Origin of the sequence: Planctomicrobium mucosum (genome assembly GCF_051466335.1) — a bacterium.
Classification (GTDB): domain Bacteria; phylum Planctomycetota; class Planctomycetia; order Planctomycetales; family Planctomycetaceae; genus Planctomicrobium.
In genome coordinates this window covers 3,868,295-3,886,102 of the sequence record NZ_CP195793.1, presented here as the reverse complement: position 1 = coordinate 3,886,102, position 17,808 = coordinate 3,868,295, and the positions used below count along the sequence as shown (strand labels likewise).

The 17,808-nt window shown below is 52.5% G+C and carries 11 protein-coding genes; 4 read left to right on the top strand and 7 right to left on the bottom strand.

The genetic code is table 11. From position 1 onward, the window contains the following. Positions 1 to 149: 149 nt before the first annotated feature. From SH668x_RS15440 to SH668x_RS15430, 3 genes are all read left to right on the top strand, one after another. Entirely contained in the window at positions 150 to 1,607 is a 1,458-nt protein-coding gene (locus SH668x_RS15440) for a pilus assembly protein TadG-related protein (protein WP_437185961.1), read from the top strand. Between the two features lie 389 nt (positions 1,608 to 1,996). Next, complete coding sequence (locus SH668x_RS15435; protein ID WP_437185960.1) at positions 1,997 to 5,155, top strand: tetratricopeptide repeat protein; 3,159 nt, start codon at positions 1,997 to 1,999, stop codon at positions 5,153 to 5,155. A 149-nt stretch (positions 5,156 to 5,304) separates the two neighbouring features. Continuing rightward, the gene (locus tag SH668x_RS15430; RefSeq protein WP_437185959.1) at positions 5,305 to 6,201 is read left to right on the top strand and encodes a MotA/TolQ/ExbB proton channel family protein; all 897 of its coding nucleotides are present in this window, start codon (positions 5,305 to 5,307) and stop codon (positions 6,199 to 6,201) included. A gap of 88 nt (positions 6,202 to 6,289) precedes the next feature. Here SH668x_RS15430 and SH668x_RS15425 read toward each other — a convergent pair whose 3' ends face one another. From SH668x_RS15425 to dapF, 3 genes are all read right to left on the bottom strand, one after another. Next, positions 6,290 to 7,036 carry an FHA domain-containing protein gene (locus tag SH668x_RS15425; RefSeq protein WP_437185958.1) on the bottom strand — a complete coding sequence of 249 codons (747 nt, stop codon included), beginning with the start codon at positions 7,034 to 7,036 and terminating at the stop codon, positions 6,290 to 6,292. 341 nt (positions 7,037 to 7,377) lie between these two features. Next, positions 7,378 to 7,623: a hypothetical protein gene (locus tag SH668x_RS15420; RefSeq protein WP_437185957.1), complete on the bottom strand. Its 246-nt coding sequence runs from the start codon at positions 7,621 to 7,623 to the stop codon at positions 7,378 to 7,380. 169 nt (positions 7,624 to 7,792) lie between these two features. Then, on the bottom strand, positions 7,793 to 8,638 hold the full coding sequence (dapF, locus tag SH668x_RS15415) for a diaminopimelate epimerase (RefSeq protein ID WP_437188567.1): 846 nt from the start codon (positions 8,636 to 8,638) through the stop codon (positions 7,793 to 7,795). A gap of 425 nt (positions 8,639 to 9,063) precedes the next feature. On the opposite strand from dapF, the gene SH668x_RS15410 reads away from it, so the two are divergent. Further along, complete coding sequence (locus tag SH668x_RS15410) at positions 9,064 to 10,482, top strand: DUF1598 domain-containing protein (RefSeq protein ID WP_437185956.1); 1,419 nt, start codon at positions 9,064 to 9,066, stop codon at positions 10,480 to 10,482. A 36-nt stretch (positions 10,483 to 10,518) separates the two neighbouring features. On the opposite strand, the gene SH668x_RS15405 is transcribed toward SH668x_RS15410, so the two are convergent. The 4 genes from SH668x_RS15405 to SH668x_RS15390 all read right to left on the bottom strand — a co-directional run bounded on the left by SH668x_RS15405 (position 10,519) and on the right by SH668x_RS15390 (position 17,799). Continuing rightward, positions 10,519 to 11,547 (bottom strand): DnaA/Hda family protein, encoded by a 1,029-nt coding sequence (locus tag SH668x_RS15405; protein WP_437185955.1) that lies wholly within the window; start codon positions 11,545 to 11,547, stop codon positions 10,519 to 10,521. Between the two features lie 187 nt (positions 11,548 to 11,734). Further along, positions 11,735 to 13,867, bottom strand: a complete 2,133-nt coding sequence (locus SH668x_RS15400; RefSeq protein ID WP_437185954.1) for a terpene cyclase/mutase family protein — start codon at positions 13,865 to 13,867, stop codon at positions 11,735 to 11,737. 409 nt (positions 13,868 to 14,276) lie between these two features. Continuing rightward, entirely contained in the window at positions 14,277 to 15,200 is a 924-nt protein-coding gene (locus tag SH668x_RS15395) for a hypothetical protein (RefSeq protein WP_437185953.1), read from the bottom strand. A gap of 508 nt (positions 15,201 to 15,708) precedes the next feature. After that, positions 15,709 to 17,799 carry a DUF2079 domain-containing protein gene (locus tag SH668x_RS15390; RefSeq protein ID WP_437185952.1) on the bottom strand — a complete coding sequence of 697 codons (2,091 nt, stop codon included), beginning with the start codon at positions 17,797 to 17,799 and terminating at the stop codon, positions 15,709 to 15,711. Positions 17,800 to 17,808: the final 9 nt, after the last annotated feature.

Below are 17,808 nucleotides of genomic sequence, written 5' to 3'. Positions count from 1 at the left end.
CTGCTTGAGTACAAACTCATTGTTCCTTGGTGGGAAACTCGCTGCATCAAGAAATTCCTCTGCAGGTGAATCGAAGTCCGGTCCATTTCGCCGTCAGTGGCGCTGCGGGACCTACCGTTGAAATGATTCAGGGGCATAAGGGGACCAAAATGCGCAAATCAGTCCAGACCAAAAATTCGGAAAACCGAGGAGTCGTGCTTCCCATCGCGGCCTTGTGTCTGACGATGCTGTTGGGGTTTGCCGGGATGGCGATTGACCTTGGATATCTCTGTAAGTCGCGTGCGGAAGCTCAAAATTGCGCAGACGCAGCAGCGCTGGCGGCGGCGGCTGAATTGTACCCTAATCCGCTGCCACAAACGGCATTGAAACTTCCTCTTGGGCTGCAACTGCCAATCTACCAGCCCTATCGTCCAAGGTTTCAACTTGACCCCGCGATTGCGGCATCGAAGCGAATCGGGCAGGCGAATGCCTGTGGAAATAATCAAACCATCGAAGTCCTCGATTCGGATGTTTCATTTTTTATATACGACAGAGGGATTTTAGTGGGGCCACCTCCCACTCTTCCGCTGGTGGATGGGTTGTTGCAGATCCTTCACCTGCAAACAAAAAGTCATACCTTCGTGAATTCGTGCCGAGTCACGGTGAGGAAGGATGCCCTTGCCAATAGTCCATTGAATCTGATGTTCGCACCTTTTCTGGGTTGTTCCACTCAGACATTTCAGTGTTCAGCATCCGCGGCAGTTCATCGTGGCTATGCAATCGGTGCAGGTGACAAGCTCTTGCCGTTCGCGATGGACATTACGATCTGGAATGCGTTGAGATTCACAAATAGTGAGCTGAACGCGGTGACACTACAGCCGTTGGGGATCGATCTCGACAGCATTACTCTTTCCGGACTGCTGGGGTCAAACGGCATTCTCAATCTGCTGAATAACAACCTTCCCCTCGCAGTGCTTGGCTCTCCTGTCAACATCCTCGATGGCTACACCTACGCAAGGGGAATGCCCACTGTGACAGCGGGGCCAGATGGACTTTTGGAAGTCGTCCTTCTCGCGGATCAACTTCACATCACGAATAAGCTCGGAATTCTTGGAGCACTGCTGCAAACCGTTCAGCGGGTTCCCAGTCTGATGATCTCTCTCGAAACCGGTTCGAGTGGCGACTCCTCCCCCAATGCCCAACGGATGAACTCAGTGATACGAAATGGGCTGAGTGAAAACGACATCCGAAATCTCTCCGGGAACCTCAATGCGACAGAGCTTTGGATGCCATTTCACGCGAAGGGCTATTTTGAAATTCCCACGGCCTGCGAAGCAGATCTGAAAGCAATTATTGGGCAACCTCGGATCATGCCGCTGTACGCGACTCTCCCGGGGACAGTCAATAAGTTGACTGATGTTCTCGGAATGTCGCATTCGTTCAAACTAGTCGGATGGGCCGGAGTCGTTGTCACAGAAGTGAATCTCAGCGGACCCGTCCGTTACATCAACGTGCAACCTGCCATTTACGCCAGACACAGCGTGCTTCCCGCAGGAAGTACGCATTCAGCGGTGACCGATTCCTGTATGAGTGATGGGGTCTATACCACTCCCAGGCTGATCCGCTGATCAGATTTGGTCGAATTTTCAGGACATGCTAACTGGGTAAGATGAATTGCTTGGGCATCGGATCGGTTCGTTTCCCTCCCGGATTCCCCAGTCCTCGCGACCCTTCACTTCTCTCTGAAACCGAATGACTTACCGGGCAAATTGATTGCCTCAGCTGGAAATAGTGTACAATTGAGCGAAGCGACCGAATTCGGCTGCGCATCGCGCCGGCGTGCCAAATTCGTGTTGCGGACAAGCTCAATCTCCAGTGCTCTTTCAGAAGCGGAATGGAGTTCGTTTCGTAGTTGGTTGGAAGTTGGGGGATTCGATTTGTCGTGTTCAGAGATTATTTGCGATGTTGTGAGAATGGATGCACAGGCATCGCCATTGACCATCGAGGATTCATTCGAGTGAAGATTTTGAATCTGGCTGGCCATCACTGCATCGATCGATACTTCTCCTGTCTCTGTACGTTCATGCTTCTGCTATTCGCCTTTCCGCAAGGGCTGATGGCGGATCCTGTTACTGACTACAACGTGGCTGTTGAATTCTACAAACAACAGCGATGGGATCTGGCTGCGGATGCCTGTGCTGAGTTCATCGAAAAGAACCCGAGCGATGAACGTGCGGTCGCGATGCGGATCTATTGGGCTCAATCTCTCGTCCACCTCCGAAAATTCCAGGAGGCTCGCGTTCAGTTTCAGCTGTTTTTACAACAGGCTCCAGATCACGCTGACCGCCCATTGGCGATGTATCGCAAGGGTGAGTGCAGTTACTTTCTCAATGACTATGCCGCCGCCGAAGCTGAACTCACCGAGTTTCTGAAGGCTTACGATCAGCATGATCTTGCAGAGTGGGCGTACGTCTATCTTGCTGAATCACAGCTTCGTCTGAAAAAATATGAGGCGGCAGCAGCGAATTTTGATGCTGCGATCAAACGTTTCCCCAATGGTCGACTGACGTCAGATGCTTATTTCGGTCTGGCCATGACTCTCGAAGGATTGAATCGCAAACCTGAAGCGCTGGAGATGCTGCAAAATCTTGCAAATCGAACGGATAGCCCACGAAGTGCAGAAGCGCGATTCAGTCTCGGTGCGAGATTGTTCGACGAGAGAAAATTCGATCAGGCATATGCGGAGTTTCAGAAGTTGATCACTCAGGCTCCGGGGCATCAGCTGATTCCCGCTGCACGACTCAATGCTGGTTACGCGCTCTACTATCTCGCGAAGTACTCCGAGGCGATTGCTGAACTCAAGCAGGTCCCAGTGGAATCTCCACTTTCGTCTGATGCCACGTATTGGATTGCTCTCAGTCAAAAGTCACTCGGGGATTTTGCCGCAGCAGCGGCGACAATTTCGGACGGGCTGCAACGACTTCCTCCTTCGGACATGGCTGAGAGAATGACGTTTCAGTTAGGAGACGTGCAATCGCGACAGGGAGAGCCTTCCAAAGCCATCGCGACATTCGCCAGCATTCCCGAGAAGTGGCCGAACGGGGATTTGGCCGATGACGCCATTCAGGCAGCTTGCGAAGTCGCGTTGCAGTCTGGCGAACTGACTCAGGCGAAGGCTCTGAACGACCAGTTTCAAAAGAGTTATTCGTCTGGTGGACTCTCGCTGATGCAAGAGTTACTGATGGGGCGAATTCTGATTGCAGAAGGGGATGCGGCAGGGACAACCACCGAAGCTGCAAAATCAGCCTATGAGCAGGCGAGAGTCGTTCTCAAACGAGTGGTTGAAACCACTACGATTGAACGTACAAAGAACATCGCTCGATTTCAGCTGGCACGTATTTCAGAACGGCTGGGAGAACATTCCGAAGTGATGGCGGCTCTGAAGCCGATTATCGACTCGCAAGAATTAAACGGAACGCAAGAACTCATCAACGCACAGATTCTCTTTGCTAATGCGAGGATGCGATCAGGAGATGCAGTCGGAGCACTCGCTGATTATCAAAAGCTGCTCGCACAACCGCTCACGGAAGAAGACAAACTGATCGGTTTCACTGGGCTCATCAAAGTCATTGTGGAATCAAAAAAGTGGGATCTGCTCAATGCCGCACTGGACGAGTTCTCCAAGGCGGATCCAAATGACAAGCAGTACTCGGTCGCTGCGTTGCGTGCCGGGGACCAGGCGTTCAATCAGCAAATCTGGTCAATTGCGATTGCTTGTTTTGAGCGTGTGATTGCGAAGAATGAAGGCAAGTCTTCCGCCTATTCAGCGATGTCCGGCGTCGCACATTCTCAGTTCGAGTTAAAGGAGTTCCAGAAGTCTGCGGAATCTTTTGGAAAACTCGCGACCTCGCCGGGAGTTGATGAACTACTTCGATCTCACGCAACCTATATGCAGGCACTTTCATTGCAACATGCAGGGAAAGCCGGTGAGGCGCTGAACGTTTTCGAGGCTGGGGTGGGAAGTTTTTCGCAGGCGAGTCAGACCCTTCCATTGACCTCTGATCAAGCGGCCATCGGGCTGAATGCGTACCGGCTTGCGAAGGCGGGGGCTCGCGTCAGCCGTGAACTGATGCAAACGGTCGAGTCAGATAAGCTCTACGAAGCGGCATACCGTGAATTGAAAACGCAGCCAGAATCGGCTCGCACTGAATTGGATCTTCTCATTAATGAATGGGCGGATCTCAACTACAACGCCAAGAATTTCACGCGTTCCGATGAAATCTACACCTTGTTGATTTCTGAATGCCCCGCCAGCCCGTTGTCTGATGATGCACGATTGATTCTTGCTGAAAGCCTTCGATTCGGGAATCAGCGGGATGAAGCGCTCGCCGCTTTCCAGAAGCTGGCGGAACTTGATAACGCAGATGATTTTGTTCGACAGAGAGCACTGACCCATTTGCTCGATCTTTACGCTGAAACGGAAAATTGGGAAGCAGTCAAGCAGTATTCAAACCAGTACATCGCTCGATTTCCAAATCAAAGTCAGTCGCTTTACGCCAAATTCCGGAGTGGTGAAGCAGACTTGAAGCTCAAGAAATATGCGGAATCATCCGCGATTTTCAGTCAGGTGAGTGAGGAGATTTCGCAGAACTTCGAGAAGGCTCCAGTGTGGTGGGCGGAGGTCTGGTTGCTGCTGGCTGAAAGTCAATTCTGGTTAAAAGACTACGCGACAAGCGAGGCCACGATTGCTGATCTGAAGAAGCGGGCGCCTGATTCCCCGTTGCTGTATCGGGCAGACTCCATTCTCGGTCGTGGACTCGAGAATCAGGCCAAGTTTCCTGAGGCGAGGGCTGCGTACATGCGGATCATCAATTCCGAACAGAGTCGTGGCAGTGAAGCAGCGGCTGAAGCACAGTTTCGCGTTGCAGAGTCCTTCTTGAAAGAAAACAACCTGCAAGTCGCTCTGCGCGAGTATTACAAAGTGTACGCCGGCTATAAGTCTCTCACATATCAACCAGCTGCTTTGTATCAGGCTGCAGCGTGCGATGTTTCGCTCAAGCAGTTTCCTCAGGCGCTGGATACATATCGCAAGCTCATTGCCGAGTTTCCCGAAAGTGAATACGCTGAGATGGCCACCAGAAGAATCGAGGAAATCAACGCAGCTACTGGAAAGTAGATCCATCTACTCCCGCCAGTTGACCTGATTTTCTGGGAAGCGGACGTTGAATATGAGCTGTCCGGTTGGACAGACGAAGACTGAATTCGCACGGGATTCACTGGGTTTGAATGCCGCGCAGCGGGGGCACCCCACAGAAAATAGGTACTATGGATTTTCGATTTTTTATCTGGTCTCTGTGCATGTTCAGCATGTTGATGCTCAGCTCGAATGCTGATGCACAGGGGATCACTCTGGGAGATCCGGCCACAACGCAGAATACGAATGATATTGCTCAGGCACCTTCAGATGCAGCGGCAGATGTGCCTGCTGATCCCAACGTGAAAAACATGGTGATCAAGCCCGGGGCTTCTCCCGCGGCGATCATTCTGCAATTAGTCCAGTCGTTGAGTTATTTTGCAATTCCCTTCGGACTGTTGACGCTCGTCGCAATCTGGTTCACCACGGAACGAATTGTGGTTCTCCGACGTGGTCGAGTGATTCCCAAGCCGTTCGTGCAGCGGTTCATGAAGCTCATTGAAGATGGCGAACTGAATCGCGATGAAGCGCTGCAGATCTGTGAAGAAAACGGGAGCCCAGTGGCACTGGTGTTCGCACATGGGGTGCGAAAATGGGGGAAATCCAGCGTCGAAGTCGAGCAGGCGATGATTGATGGAGGGGAACGTCAGGTCTCCGCGCTCCAGAAGCATCTTCGAGTCATCAATGGGATTGCGACAATTTCCCCTCTGATGGGGTTACTAGGGACCGTGTGGGGCGTGTTGGAGTCCTTTAATAAGATCGCTGAGGCGGGGGCGATGGGACAGACAGAGCAACTGGCCTCTGGAATTGCACTCGCGCTTGTCACAACCGCGGCGGGACTGATCATCGCGATTCCATGCCTGGTCTCCTACATGTACCTGTGCGGGAGAGTTGATGCTCTCGTTGCGGAGATGGACGATCTCGCGATGCGAGTCGTTCACAACATCTGTGCGGAAGGGATCTCCGAGCGGATGGCAAAACCCCGCAGGACTAAAGAGCCGGCGGAAGCGGCAGCCAAGAAAGCCTGATTCGTCATTGACGTCGTTGCTAATGCGAAATGAGCGTCCTGGAGTGAATCCGGACGCTCATGATCGAATCTGTGTCATGGTTCTCAGGCTAAGCCGAAATCCGCTGATCATCCCGATCTCGGTCGTCGTCCGCCTGGATATGAGTCCGAATCACCTGAAGCTGGCGATGGAGTTCTTCGTGTGATTGCGCAAGACGTTTCGCGTGCGCCTTCAGGTCCTCTTCACGTCGGTCCAGGGCCGTCGAACGTTCGTGAAGCTCTGCCAGAAGCTTTAGAACTGCTGCTCGAGGGTCAGGCGTATCCTGCGAAATCAGTGGGATTTCGGCCTGTCGCACTGCGGCGTCCAACATGGCAGCGGCAGCGTGGCGTCGATTCCCCTCGAACTCGTTCAGTGCTTCCATCTCATCGTGAAGATGGTCAACAAGCTGCTCGGCGTTCATCTCTTGGGCATCGAGTGCTTTGGATTGCGGGGCGACTCGATCGCCAGAATTCGATTGGATCACCCGAAAAGTGAATTCGCCGATCTCCAGCAGGTCGCCAGTATTCAATTCGCTTTCTCGAACCTTCTTGCCATTCACCTGAAGTTCCGGGGTCGCAACGACGGCATCGATCCACAAGCACTCCCCCTGATCAATGATCACACTATGCATCATGGGGATATTGCCGCCCAACTGAAGATGGCAGTTACTTCCTGCTCCGATCAGATAGCGGGTCGTCGTGATCGGCCGGGTCGGAAAGCGAGAGATTCCGCGTTCAATCTGGAGTGCGAAGCCGGCAGACGGGGCTTGATGCTGAGGAACACTGGAGGTGTTGTGACTTGATGAATCGGTGGGCATTCTCTCTTCCTCTCGCATGGAGATGGAACGTCTTTGCAGGTCGCTCCAACCACATCGATTGACATCCTCCTGTTCGTCAACAGGTTTGCTCAAAACGATGACGATTTGAGCGGGTCCAGGATGAAACGGCTTTCGTTTTCAAGAAAGCCTGAGCGACCTCCTCCATGAAATCGGCATGATTGCTGCAGTCGCTTCACTCCAATCGTCGCTGCCGGGGAAATCCCCTTGAAGAAAAACGGACGAAACGAGAGTCCTTAAAGGAAATGACGAAAAATTTCCGTCGAGTTCCTCAAAATACCGCTGGAATGGCCGGGATCCAGATGGCGCCTCAGAAATCCCATTCAGTCTTTGGGAGTGAAAACACCGAGGACCATGAAAATCGAACCGCAGGCCAGCAGCGTCGTGGGAAGCCATTTTGGGGGGCGGACATGAGACCTCCCTAGATCGTCGAAATGCCCGACTAACTTCAGCATCGGGGAGGCGCCCTGCGATACCTTTTTGTTCAGTGCGATATCGTCGACGAACAAAATCTGGCTTCCAAACAAGGCGAGAAACGTTCCCACTGCAAAGTAAGTCGCATTTGACATGAAGCCAATCCCTGTGTGGGGGTGTTGTGAGCAGGCGAGACAGAGTCGCCCGCATTCAACACTCCGATCGAAGAAAACGGTACAGCGTGTTTCCTTCAATCGGAGAATTGGACTTCGACCATCGTTGATTCAGCTGAAAAATCAGCTCGGCGGAATCGAATCAGTAGAATCACTTCGATTCAGAAAGATTCCATTCACCGCTGAAAACTTCTGCCGCAGGGCCGGTCATGAACACTTCACCACCCGGGGTCCACTCCAGCGTCAAATCGCCGCCAGGCAGATGACAAAGAACCTGATTGTCTGTCAGGCCGTTCAGAATCGCTGCGACTGCTGCTGCACACGCACCGGTTCCACACGCGAGCGTTTCCCCGCTGCCCCGCTCCCAGACTCGCATCTGCATCTCGTTGCGGGAAATAATCTTGATGAATTCTGCGTTGACTCGGCGAGGAAACGCTGGGTGTACTTCGACTTGCGGTCCAATATGCAGCACGAGTTCATCAGTGATCTCATCCACAAATGTGATGCAGTGTGGGTTTCCCATCGAGATGCAGCTGACTTTCAAAACAGTGTCTGCGACCTCGAGTGGAACCATCAGCGGTGGAGTGCCGGCAAGAGTTGTCGGAATCAAAGCGGATTCCATGATTGGGGCGCCCATGTTCACACGAACAGAGTGAACGATGCCGTTCTCGGGGTAGACCTGCACCGTCAACACGCCGCGACCCGTTTCGAGCTTCAATTCTTCTTTTCGGGCAATTCCATGATCATAGACGTACTTGGCAACGCAACGAAGACCGTTTCCGCACATCTCGGATTCTGAACCGTCCGCGTTGAACATCCGCATGCGAGCATCAGCGATCTCGCTGGGGCAGATCAGAATCAGTCCATCACCGCCAACTCCGGTGTGTCGGTCGCTAATTTTTCGGGCGAGTTCTGGGATATCCTGTCCGACATCTTCGGAGAAGCAGTTCACATAAACGTAATCATTTCCTGCCCCGTGCATCTTCGTGAACCGCATCGACATCCCCATCAAATCCAACTGAACTGGCAATAAAGCGAATGCTCCATTGTCTCAAAACTCCTCGGGCAGGCAAGACTTCGAGGTCACTTTCCATCTGGAGAGGCGTCGCGTGGCGATCTTGCTCGTCGAATAGAGCGTTTGCTCATCATTTTTCTACGGAATCCTTGGAGCATTGGAGTGTCGCTGAGGATGTGGCGAACTGACACCGCACCTCGCTGCGAGGTGATTTCGCAGATTGGAGGTATCTGCCCATTTGATCCATCTTCCACATGATGCGGGAAGGGAATTTCCTCGATTCGTGTGAAGTCCCAGATTTCCCCCATAAATTTGGAACTTCCTCTTTTATCATCGAGTCAAAGCAAATGGATATTGCAGGGGCTGGCCGGTACTCCGTGTTCGATTCGAATTGAAGGAGAAGCGTGATGCTTCGCACGATGTTTTCGCCGTTCTTAGTGATGATTGGGTTGGTTCTGGCTCCAGCATTTGCTCATGCGCAATTCGGTTTTCCCGGCGGACCGTTCGGGCCCGGGACTGACGGACCCGCTTCCGGCATCATCATCGATGCAAACGGGGTCGTGCAGGTTCAAGACGCTCGTCCGGTCCATGTGGGCCAGTTGAAGAAGCAGATCCAAAAGTTTGCGAACGCGACGTTGCCCACCAATGTCGTCGTGGAATCCGCGCAGCGAGTGTTATCCTTGAAGAATCTTGAAGAACAACTTCAGGGGCTGTCTGACGCTGCGAAGCCGATTCCGGTGGAACTCATGTATCTCGCGGGCCTTCAACGAATTGACTTCGTTGTCTTCAATCCAGAAACGCGAGATGTACTGATTGTCGGTCCGGCCGAGGCCTTTGGTCCCGATGCAGCAGGCCGAATGATCGGACTCAGCAGTGGTCGGCCCGCATTGCGACTCGATGATCTATTAGTGGCTCTTCGGGTCACGTCGCAAAATGAGTTTTCCATCGGCTGCTCGATTGACCCACAGCCTCAGAATATGCAATCACTTCAGAACTTTCTGCGTGCGAATTCGACACCTGCAACAACGGACTTGATTCAGGCGCGATTTCAACAGATGGGCCGTATTCTTGGTCAGCAAGAAATCTCGGTGTGGGGCGTGCCTGAAACCTCTCACTTTGCCACCGCTCTGGTTGAAGCAGACATTCGTATGAAGCGAATTTCCCTGGGGTTGGAGCCGTCAGGAGTTCCGCAAATTAAAAGCCATCTTTCCATGCTGAAACCGCAGGGAAACAGTTTACAACGATGGTGGTTTGTTCCGATGTTCGAACCGTTGGAAACCAACAGCGAGCGAACGATTTTTGGACTCAAAGGGCAACGTGCAAAATTGTTGTCGCAGGAAGAGATTACCGATGCTGGCGGCCGCCGATCAGACGCCGCTGTGACACGTGTGAGCACCGAAAGGTTTGCCCAGAAGTTTACAGAGCATTTTGAAGATCTGGCCGAAAAGTCTGCTCCTTTCGCCGAATTGCAGAATCTGTACGATCTCGCGGTCGTCGGGGCATTGATTCAGATCGAAGGGAAGCGTCATCTGAAAGGGAATGAGTTTCCGATACTCATGACAGAGAGCCGGCTGGCGATCCCTCAGTCGATCGCACCAAAACGCATCCCTTCGCAGGTCAACTACCGGGATGCAGGGAACACCGTCTTGGGACTGGTCGGTGGAGTGAATATCAACGTCGAACCGCTACTACGGGCTCCACATTTCAGCGAAAGTCTGAGTGCCGATACACTGATTCGAAGCGTGACGAAAAACTCGCTGTTCGGGGATGGACCGGAAGCCACCAGACCCGATCCCGACGGCAAGCGGGACGGCAAAAAGAAGTAAACCTTTAACGGGGAACGATCGTGGATCGAACACTCGTCACGCCTGCAGTTCTTCTTTGATCGCTTGGATGTGCCGCAGCAGACCGGTGTCGATCTGCAGGCGTTCGGAGATCTTCTGGCAGGCGTGGATGACGGTGCTGTGGTTTCCACGCTGAAAGTGCTCGCCGATCACGCTGTAGTGTAGCTGTGCCAGTTCACGGGCCAAGTACATCGCTGTCTGCCGAGCGAGTGACAGGGTCTGGGCACGGCTGGGGCCTTTCAGCTCGGCCGGTTTGACTCCGAATCGTTCTGCTGTGATTCGAGTAATATCCTGAAGGCGAATGTCCGTCGGCTTCTGACGCTCTTTGAGAGTCGCACCGAGATTGATTTGCGAATCGCGGCGCTTTCCGCGAGTCAGTTTGGTTTCCGAAAGAAGTTGGTTCAGCAACCCGATCAGTTCGCGTGGAGAGCCTGTCGATTCAATGACGATCTTGTCGATTTCATCAAGCGATAACGGCAATGATTGGGACTCGAGAAACTGATCAATCAGTTTTCGACGGCTGGCGGGACCGGGAAGTCCGAGTTCGATGCATAGTCCTCCGTGCATTCGATTTGAAAGTCGGCGTGTGAGTCCCTTGACTGATCCTGGCATCTTTGTTGATGTGAACAGGACGACCCCGCCATTTGCAGTGATCTCGTCGACAGCAGCGAGCAACTGGTTTTGCGTTTCTCTGGAATTGCCTAGTACGTGGATGTCTTCGCAGATCAGTAATTTCACATCGTTTCGATATTTCGTCTGGAACTGCAAGATTGTTCCAGCAGCAGAGGCTTCTGCTAATTGAGCTGCGAATTGAGAGGCAGTCAGCAACAGGAGTTTGCCGTCAGATGCATTCTCAGCCTCCCAGCTTCGGAGCAGTTGTCTCGCCAAATGGGATTTGCCGCTGCCCGACGCACCGACAATCGTGACCATCCAGATCCGTCGACGTTTGACTCCCGGAGCGAGCCTCTTCACGGCGGCAATTGCCAACTCATTCTCTGGAAGTACCAGAAAGCCGCGCTGGTCGGATTGCCGGATCTTATGGCTCAAGATGCTGAATGGGAGTTGTGTCGACTCTGACGCAGATGTCCCGAAGAACCGGGAGGTGCTTTCATCGACGGATTTCAGATCGGTGGCTTCTATCTATCGTGTCCCGGAAAAACACCGTTTTCAATAGAAGAAACCCAATCTGTGATTTTTCATTAAGTTTCCTGCAAATTCCGGGAGAAGTTTTGGATCACTTCTTTCCCCGTGACAGATTCGCAAAACGCGCCAACGCCATCAACGGGAAGTAATGTCGATAGAGGTGATATCGCAGGTAGAAAACTCGTGGGAAACCGGTTCCTGTAAATTCCGGTTCGTCCCAAGTACCGTCTTCTTTCTGCCTGTTCAGCAGGAAGGCGATTCCTTTTCTGACTGCTGTTGATTCGACTTCTCCAGCAGCCATCAGACCCATGAGAGCCCACGCTGTCTGTGAGGGAGTCGTCGTCCCCATTCCTCGCAGTGCTGGCTCTTCGTAGGTTTGTGGAGTCTCTCCCCAACCGCCGTCTGCCTGTTGTTTCTCTTTCAGCCAACGTGCTGCCGCTTGCAGGCGAGCGTCTTCTGGGGACACCCCGAACTCTGTCAGTCCGACGAGTACCTGCCATGTTCCATACAGGTAATTCACTCCCCATCGACCAATCCAGCAGTGATCAGTTTCCTGTTCATCCCAGACGAATTGAATGGCTTTTTCAAACATCGGATTCCCGCCACGGATTCCCAGTCGTCCGTACATCTCCAGGACGCGGGCGGTGATGTCGGCGGTGGGAGGATCGATCATGGCATTGTGATCCGCGAACGGAACACGTGTCAGGATCACGCGATCATTGTTGGCATCAAAGGCCGCCCAGCCACCGTCGCGGCACTGCATGGCTCCCGTCCAATTCACGGCGCGGCGAATCGCACCGAGGATCGGTTGCATCCGTTCGACGTCAGCGACTGCTCGTTCCGCGGAATCTCCTGTTCCTCCGGAAACGATCGCCATGTTGAATTCGGCTTTTCTGGAGTTGCTCGATTTCTCCATTACCGAAGCGGTCCAGCTGGAATGATCGCTCCCCGTCAGGCAACGGGAGAGTGCCATCGTGACCATAATCGTGTCGTCGATGTCTGGGTAGAATTCATTATTGAATTCAAAATACCAACCACCCGGTTCAACATCGCGATGATTCACTGACCAGTCGCCCGGAGAGCGAACTTCCTTTGAGAGAAGCCAGTTGACCGCTTTTGTGATTTTCGGGTGCTGGGCTGGAACACCTGCTTCACGAAGTGCGTTGATCGAGATCGCTGTGTCCCAGACCGGAGACCGGCAGGGCTCGAGACGAACAGTGTCCCCCTCGCGGATGGTCAACTTTTCCAGTTCGTTGAGCTGTTCAATGACCTCTGGCGAATCCTCTGCATAACCTAGACACCGAAGTGCAATGACTGTCCAGATGATCGGTGGGAAAATGGCACCTAGACCATCACTCTTTTGCAGGCGTCGAAGCACCCACTTTGTAGCGAGCCGACGGGCATGTTCCCGGAACGGCTTGATGCGAAGCCGCTCAAAGAATTTCCACGTGACATCAACCGTACGAAACACTGCATCCCACGGGATCCAGGTTTTCACTTTCATGTCATCCAGCTGCGACGATTTCTGCATGACAACGGGCAGTTCCCGAGGACTCTTGACGAACAATTCGTCAATCTTGAACTCAGGTGGAAGTTCGCGTTTGGGTTGATAGGCCCAGACGAGACTCAATGGAACAACAATTGTGCGGGACCACGAAGACATCTCATAGATGTTCAACGGACACCAGCGGGGGAGCATCATGATTTCGGGCGGAACTGCCGGGCACTGACGATAGGAAATGATTCCCAGCAGCGCCAAGTAGAAACGAGTGAAGCTGTTGACTTGTTCTGCACCACCGTGCGAGAGAATTGCTTCTCGGGCACGAACCATGTGTTCCGCTTCGGGATCATCCCCGGCAATTTTCAGAGTCCAATACGCTTTGACGGACCCACTGATTTCAAGCGGCCCATCGGGAAACATCGCCCAGCCTCCCGTCGGGAGTTGTTGACGACGAATGTACTCAGCACATTGCTGGACGAGTGGATCGCGCTCGCGGCCCATCCAAGTCAACAAGAGTGCGTACTCGGATTCGAGAATCGTGTCTCCTTCGAGTTCGCCAAGCCAGTTACCTTCTGGATATTGGCGTTCGAGAAGCCAGCTGGTTGCAGCGTCGATCGCTTCATCGACTCTGCCTCGAGTTTGTTTTTGTTCAACCGGGGCGACGTGTTGCGAGAGGCGACTTTCGGCTCTTGAATTTCCGTATCTCGTTTCACCTGAACTCATTCCAGGCACTCCATTTAATGTCGTCGGATCCTGCTGCACTTCCATCATGGAGCGTTGTCGGCAGGATGAACCAGGTTGCAAATCTGAGCTGAATTGGAGAGCGACAAGACGGTCAAACCACCCGCAAATTTGGCGTCCGATCTAACTCTCAAGGGGTCAGAAGGTTGTGATAGTAAACCTGATTCGCTTTAAGGGACAAGAGCAATTGCCCAACGGTCGACGAGTGGTGAGTTTGGATGAGTTGTAGAGGTTGGGGGATTGTCGGTTCGGCGTTGGTGATACCCAAAACGCCGCAATCTTTTCTTGCCCAGTGCGAAGCAGAGAAATTTTTGAGCATCGCGGCACCGGATCGACGATCGGGGCAGTTGACGACAGTGATCGACGATGATTGATGAGACTTCAAAGCGGATCACTCTTGAAATTCATTCACGTTCGAAGTCAACGTGACCTCTGGATCGCCGATCGCTTCCCCTTTGATCCAGATTGAAATTTCACAGATGTCGTACATGTCTGTTTTCAATGTGATCCGGTCATTGAACGGGCCGGTCTGTTTGGGACTGACGATCAGATCGACATGGTGGCGTTCAGAGGGAGCCTCGCCGATCTGAAGTTTTAGATACGGAGGAAGAAGATCTTTCTGCTGGATCAGTCGAAAGAGTCCGTATTGATTGCCTCTCAGAATGACCGTTCTCGTGCGATTGCTCCCGATTTGTACTCTTCCAAAGTTCACGCTTTGCGGGAAAACTGCTTTTTGCCGTGTGTGGTAGACGACATGACATTTGCAGGATTGTGATTCTCCGTCGGCTGAATCGAAGTTGACCTGCAGCGAAGTCGACTTTTCAACTGGATGCTCGGATTCTCCGACTTCGATTTTGAACAGGACATTCCACTTCTGAAGCCACAGCGAAGATTCACACTGCTCACATTCTCCGTCAGCGACCACACTTTCGACCGTCATGGTGGAGGGAAGATTGGCGAAGCGTGGTTTCGGAGGGGTTCCGGTTGATGAGCGGAAGTAGTGTTGGATGTTGAGTGTGTGAGGCGTGCTGAATCGGCTCCCCTCGTCCAATGTGACCACGAGTGCCCCCGGACTCATTCGAATGTCGGAATAGACGCGTTGGCGACAGGAGACACGGTGGGGCTGGTGGCCCCCTTCCGGGAGAATGATTGCGAAATCCAAAGCATGATTTTTGTCGCTATGGCATTTCACTGGGGCGAAAGTGACCTGCAGTTCCGATTTGGAATTCCCCGGGATCGAAACGGAATCTCCAACGTTCAGAATTTTATCTCCATGTTTTACGGACGATACCCCGAATGGAATCTTCGTGATCATCAGGGTCTCACTGTCGGAGCCTGGATTTCGAAGGTCGACTCGGCAACTGGTCCCCGCTACAGAATCCTGCATCAATTCGCTGACGAGCAATATGGGGCTGACAATATCTTCGGCGACAATTAAATCAGTTGAGTTATTTGAACAGCTAGAGAATAGAACGACTGACGCGAGCATGACGGATAGCAACATTCGCCATGAAGACGCACTCTTGAAAGATGTCATCACGTGCGACTTTGAAATCCTGTCGCGAGAGAGTGATTGAAGTGTTCGATACCCGAGCCGAAAATATGTCTGAATAGACATGTTGATTCGTTCTTTTGCTGTACACGGTTATCTACATCACGGATGTGAAAAGACGTGAAAAATCTCAGAACGCGATGTTAGAAAACTGTGTGAGAAAGTCAGCCAGCTGAAGGGCTGCAATTCTCAATGGATATGATTGCGGAAACTCGAAACAATCATATCAGAAACAATCAGAAACTGTTTGTCTATGCGTTTTGGTTGCTTTCTATGGAGTGAGTTCAGGGGATTTCACGCGTTTCAGGATGATGAAATATCCTTTGGTATCAACTGGAATTACTTCCCATTGGTCACGTTGATTTCGGAACTCTCGTGTGTCGCTGAACGATTTAATTTCGCTGTACCGATGACCGGTATCGATCACGATGTATTCAGTATCGTCCGGAACCTTATCTTCGTAATTTGCCACACGACGGGGGTAATGGCTGTAGTCGTATGAACGCTCGTGATGTGTAAATCGCGGGTGTACGAAATCGGTAGATGCAACCCGCGAAGTGACCGGAATGAGTGGCAACACTTTTTCAAACTCTGCCGCTCGCTCATTAGGAACGTACAGCCTCTTCCAGTGGAACGGGCTGCCGGCATCCCAGAATTGGATTCCGACTGGGGACAGACTGAAGAAGAACGAGGTCGTTGCTGCACAGACCAACATCCATAGCCCACGTTTCTCTGCGTCCGATCGAATCGATTTCTCATCCGAAGCACTCGATTTCAGCGAAACGCATCCTGCCCAGATGATCGTAGGGATGAGCGCTGCATGGAAATGGTGAAACGGGCCGGGGAATTGCTGAAGCAGCTCATTGAGGCACAACAAAACGAAAAGTGGGACGCCCACCAGCAGTTGGCGCCACGCCCGTAGTGGAAATCCGACCGGGGCGATGAGGTCAAGAAGCAGCGCCGTCGATGCTGCTGTGACAAGATTGGTCCATAGGAGAAGTGGATTGAACAGAATGTTCATCACAATCTCGAACGGAGTTTTACCGAATGCCTGAAAGTAACTGGCGTAGTGGACGACGTGTCCTTCATGAAACCACGGGATCGCGTATTTGACAGCGATAATGACGTAGAGCGGCATCGTGATCGAAAGGATCACGCCAGCGAGAACTTGACCAGAGTACGCGTCACGCTCTTTCGCCGAAGCACGAGATCTGATCCATCCATCGAGTAGGAGCCAGACGCCAAAGGGGGCAATGGCGACCGCGAAATCCTCTTGGCAGGCGAGTCCCAGTAAGACGCACAATGTCATCCATCCCCAACGACGGCGCTCCGCTGCATCGATCATGAACAGCAGAGCAGGAATGCCGAATGCACTCGGACGAAATGTCTTGAGATCGATCGCGATGTCGAGATAGTGCATCGGGAAATACAGGAGGTACGCCAGTGCAGCGAAGGTCGCGGCACGTTCACTTCCGGTATGACGCCGGGCGATCCAGAGAGTCGGAATTGCTCCCAGGGCGAGCACCGCGGACTCTGCGAGTTCCATCATCAGATGAGATGGCCAGAGCAAATGGAATGGAAGCAGAATCAGATGAATGACCTGAATATGCTCTCCTAAAAATAGACCTTGATCGAGATAGCTGCGGAATCCTTTGCCGTGCCAAAAATTCCAGAGATGTTCTTCGTACATGGAGGAATCACCATGTGGAAGTTGCAGGTTGAACCAGAGTCCCCAGTTCATTCCAACGAACATTGCTGTGTAAACGGCCATGCCCGTGAGGACGATGATCAGGGAAGATTTTCTGGAGAGGTCTACGGCGTCTGTCGGGAATTGCTGCCGCGTCCCCGACCAGAATTCTTTCAAGAAGTCGTATCCCCAACCGGCCAGAGTCATGGCAGCAGTAATTTTTACTGTGAGGAGGAGCAGTCTCGATAACCCGGTCTCAGGGAACAGGAACGAGAACATCCAGAGAACGCTCCAAATAGCAATCGGGGCGGTCCAGAGAGCATTTATTCTCGCTTTTTGGTTGAACTGATCCCAGAACAAACTTCCAGCGTTGGTCTTCGATTTCCACGCACACAGGGCATTGTAACTGCTCACCAACAGCACGCTGGCAATTCCGATCCCTTCCAGAGAGACGTTCGGCTGGAACCCATTCGGTCCGGCCTGCAGACTTCCACCCAAAGTTCTCAGGACAGATCCCCAGAGTTCGATGCTGAAGAATGCCCGCGCGACGACTTCGTTTTCCAGTGTGAACAGCCCGAATATCGTCAATCCGAGTGTTTGCAGCAACGACCATCCGATGCCCGCGACCGGTGCAAGGGGGACTGACTTGTTTGAAGATATTGAAGGACGTGCCAAAGGAGTTGC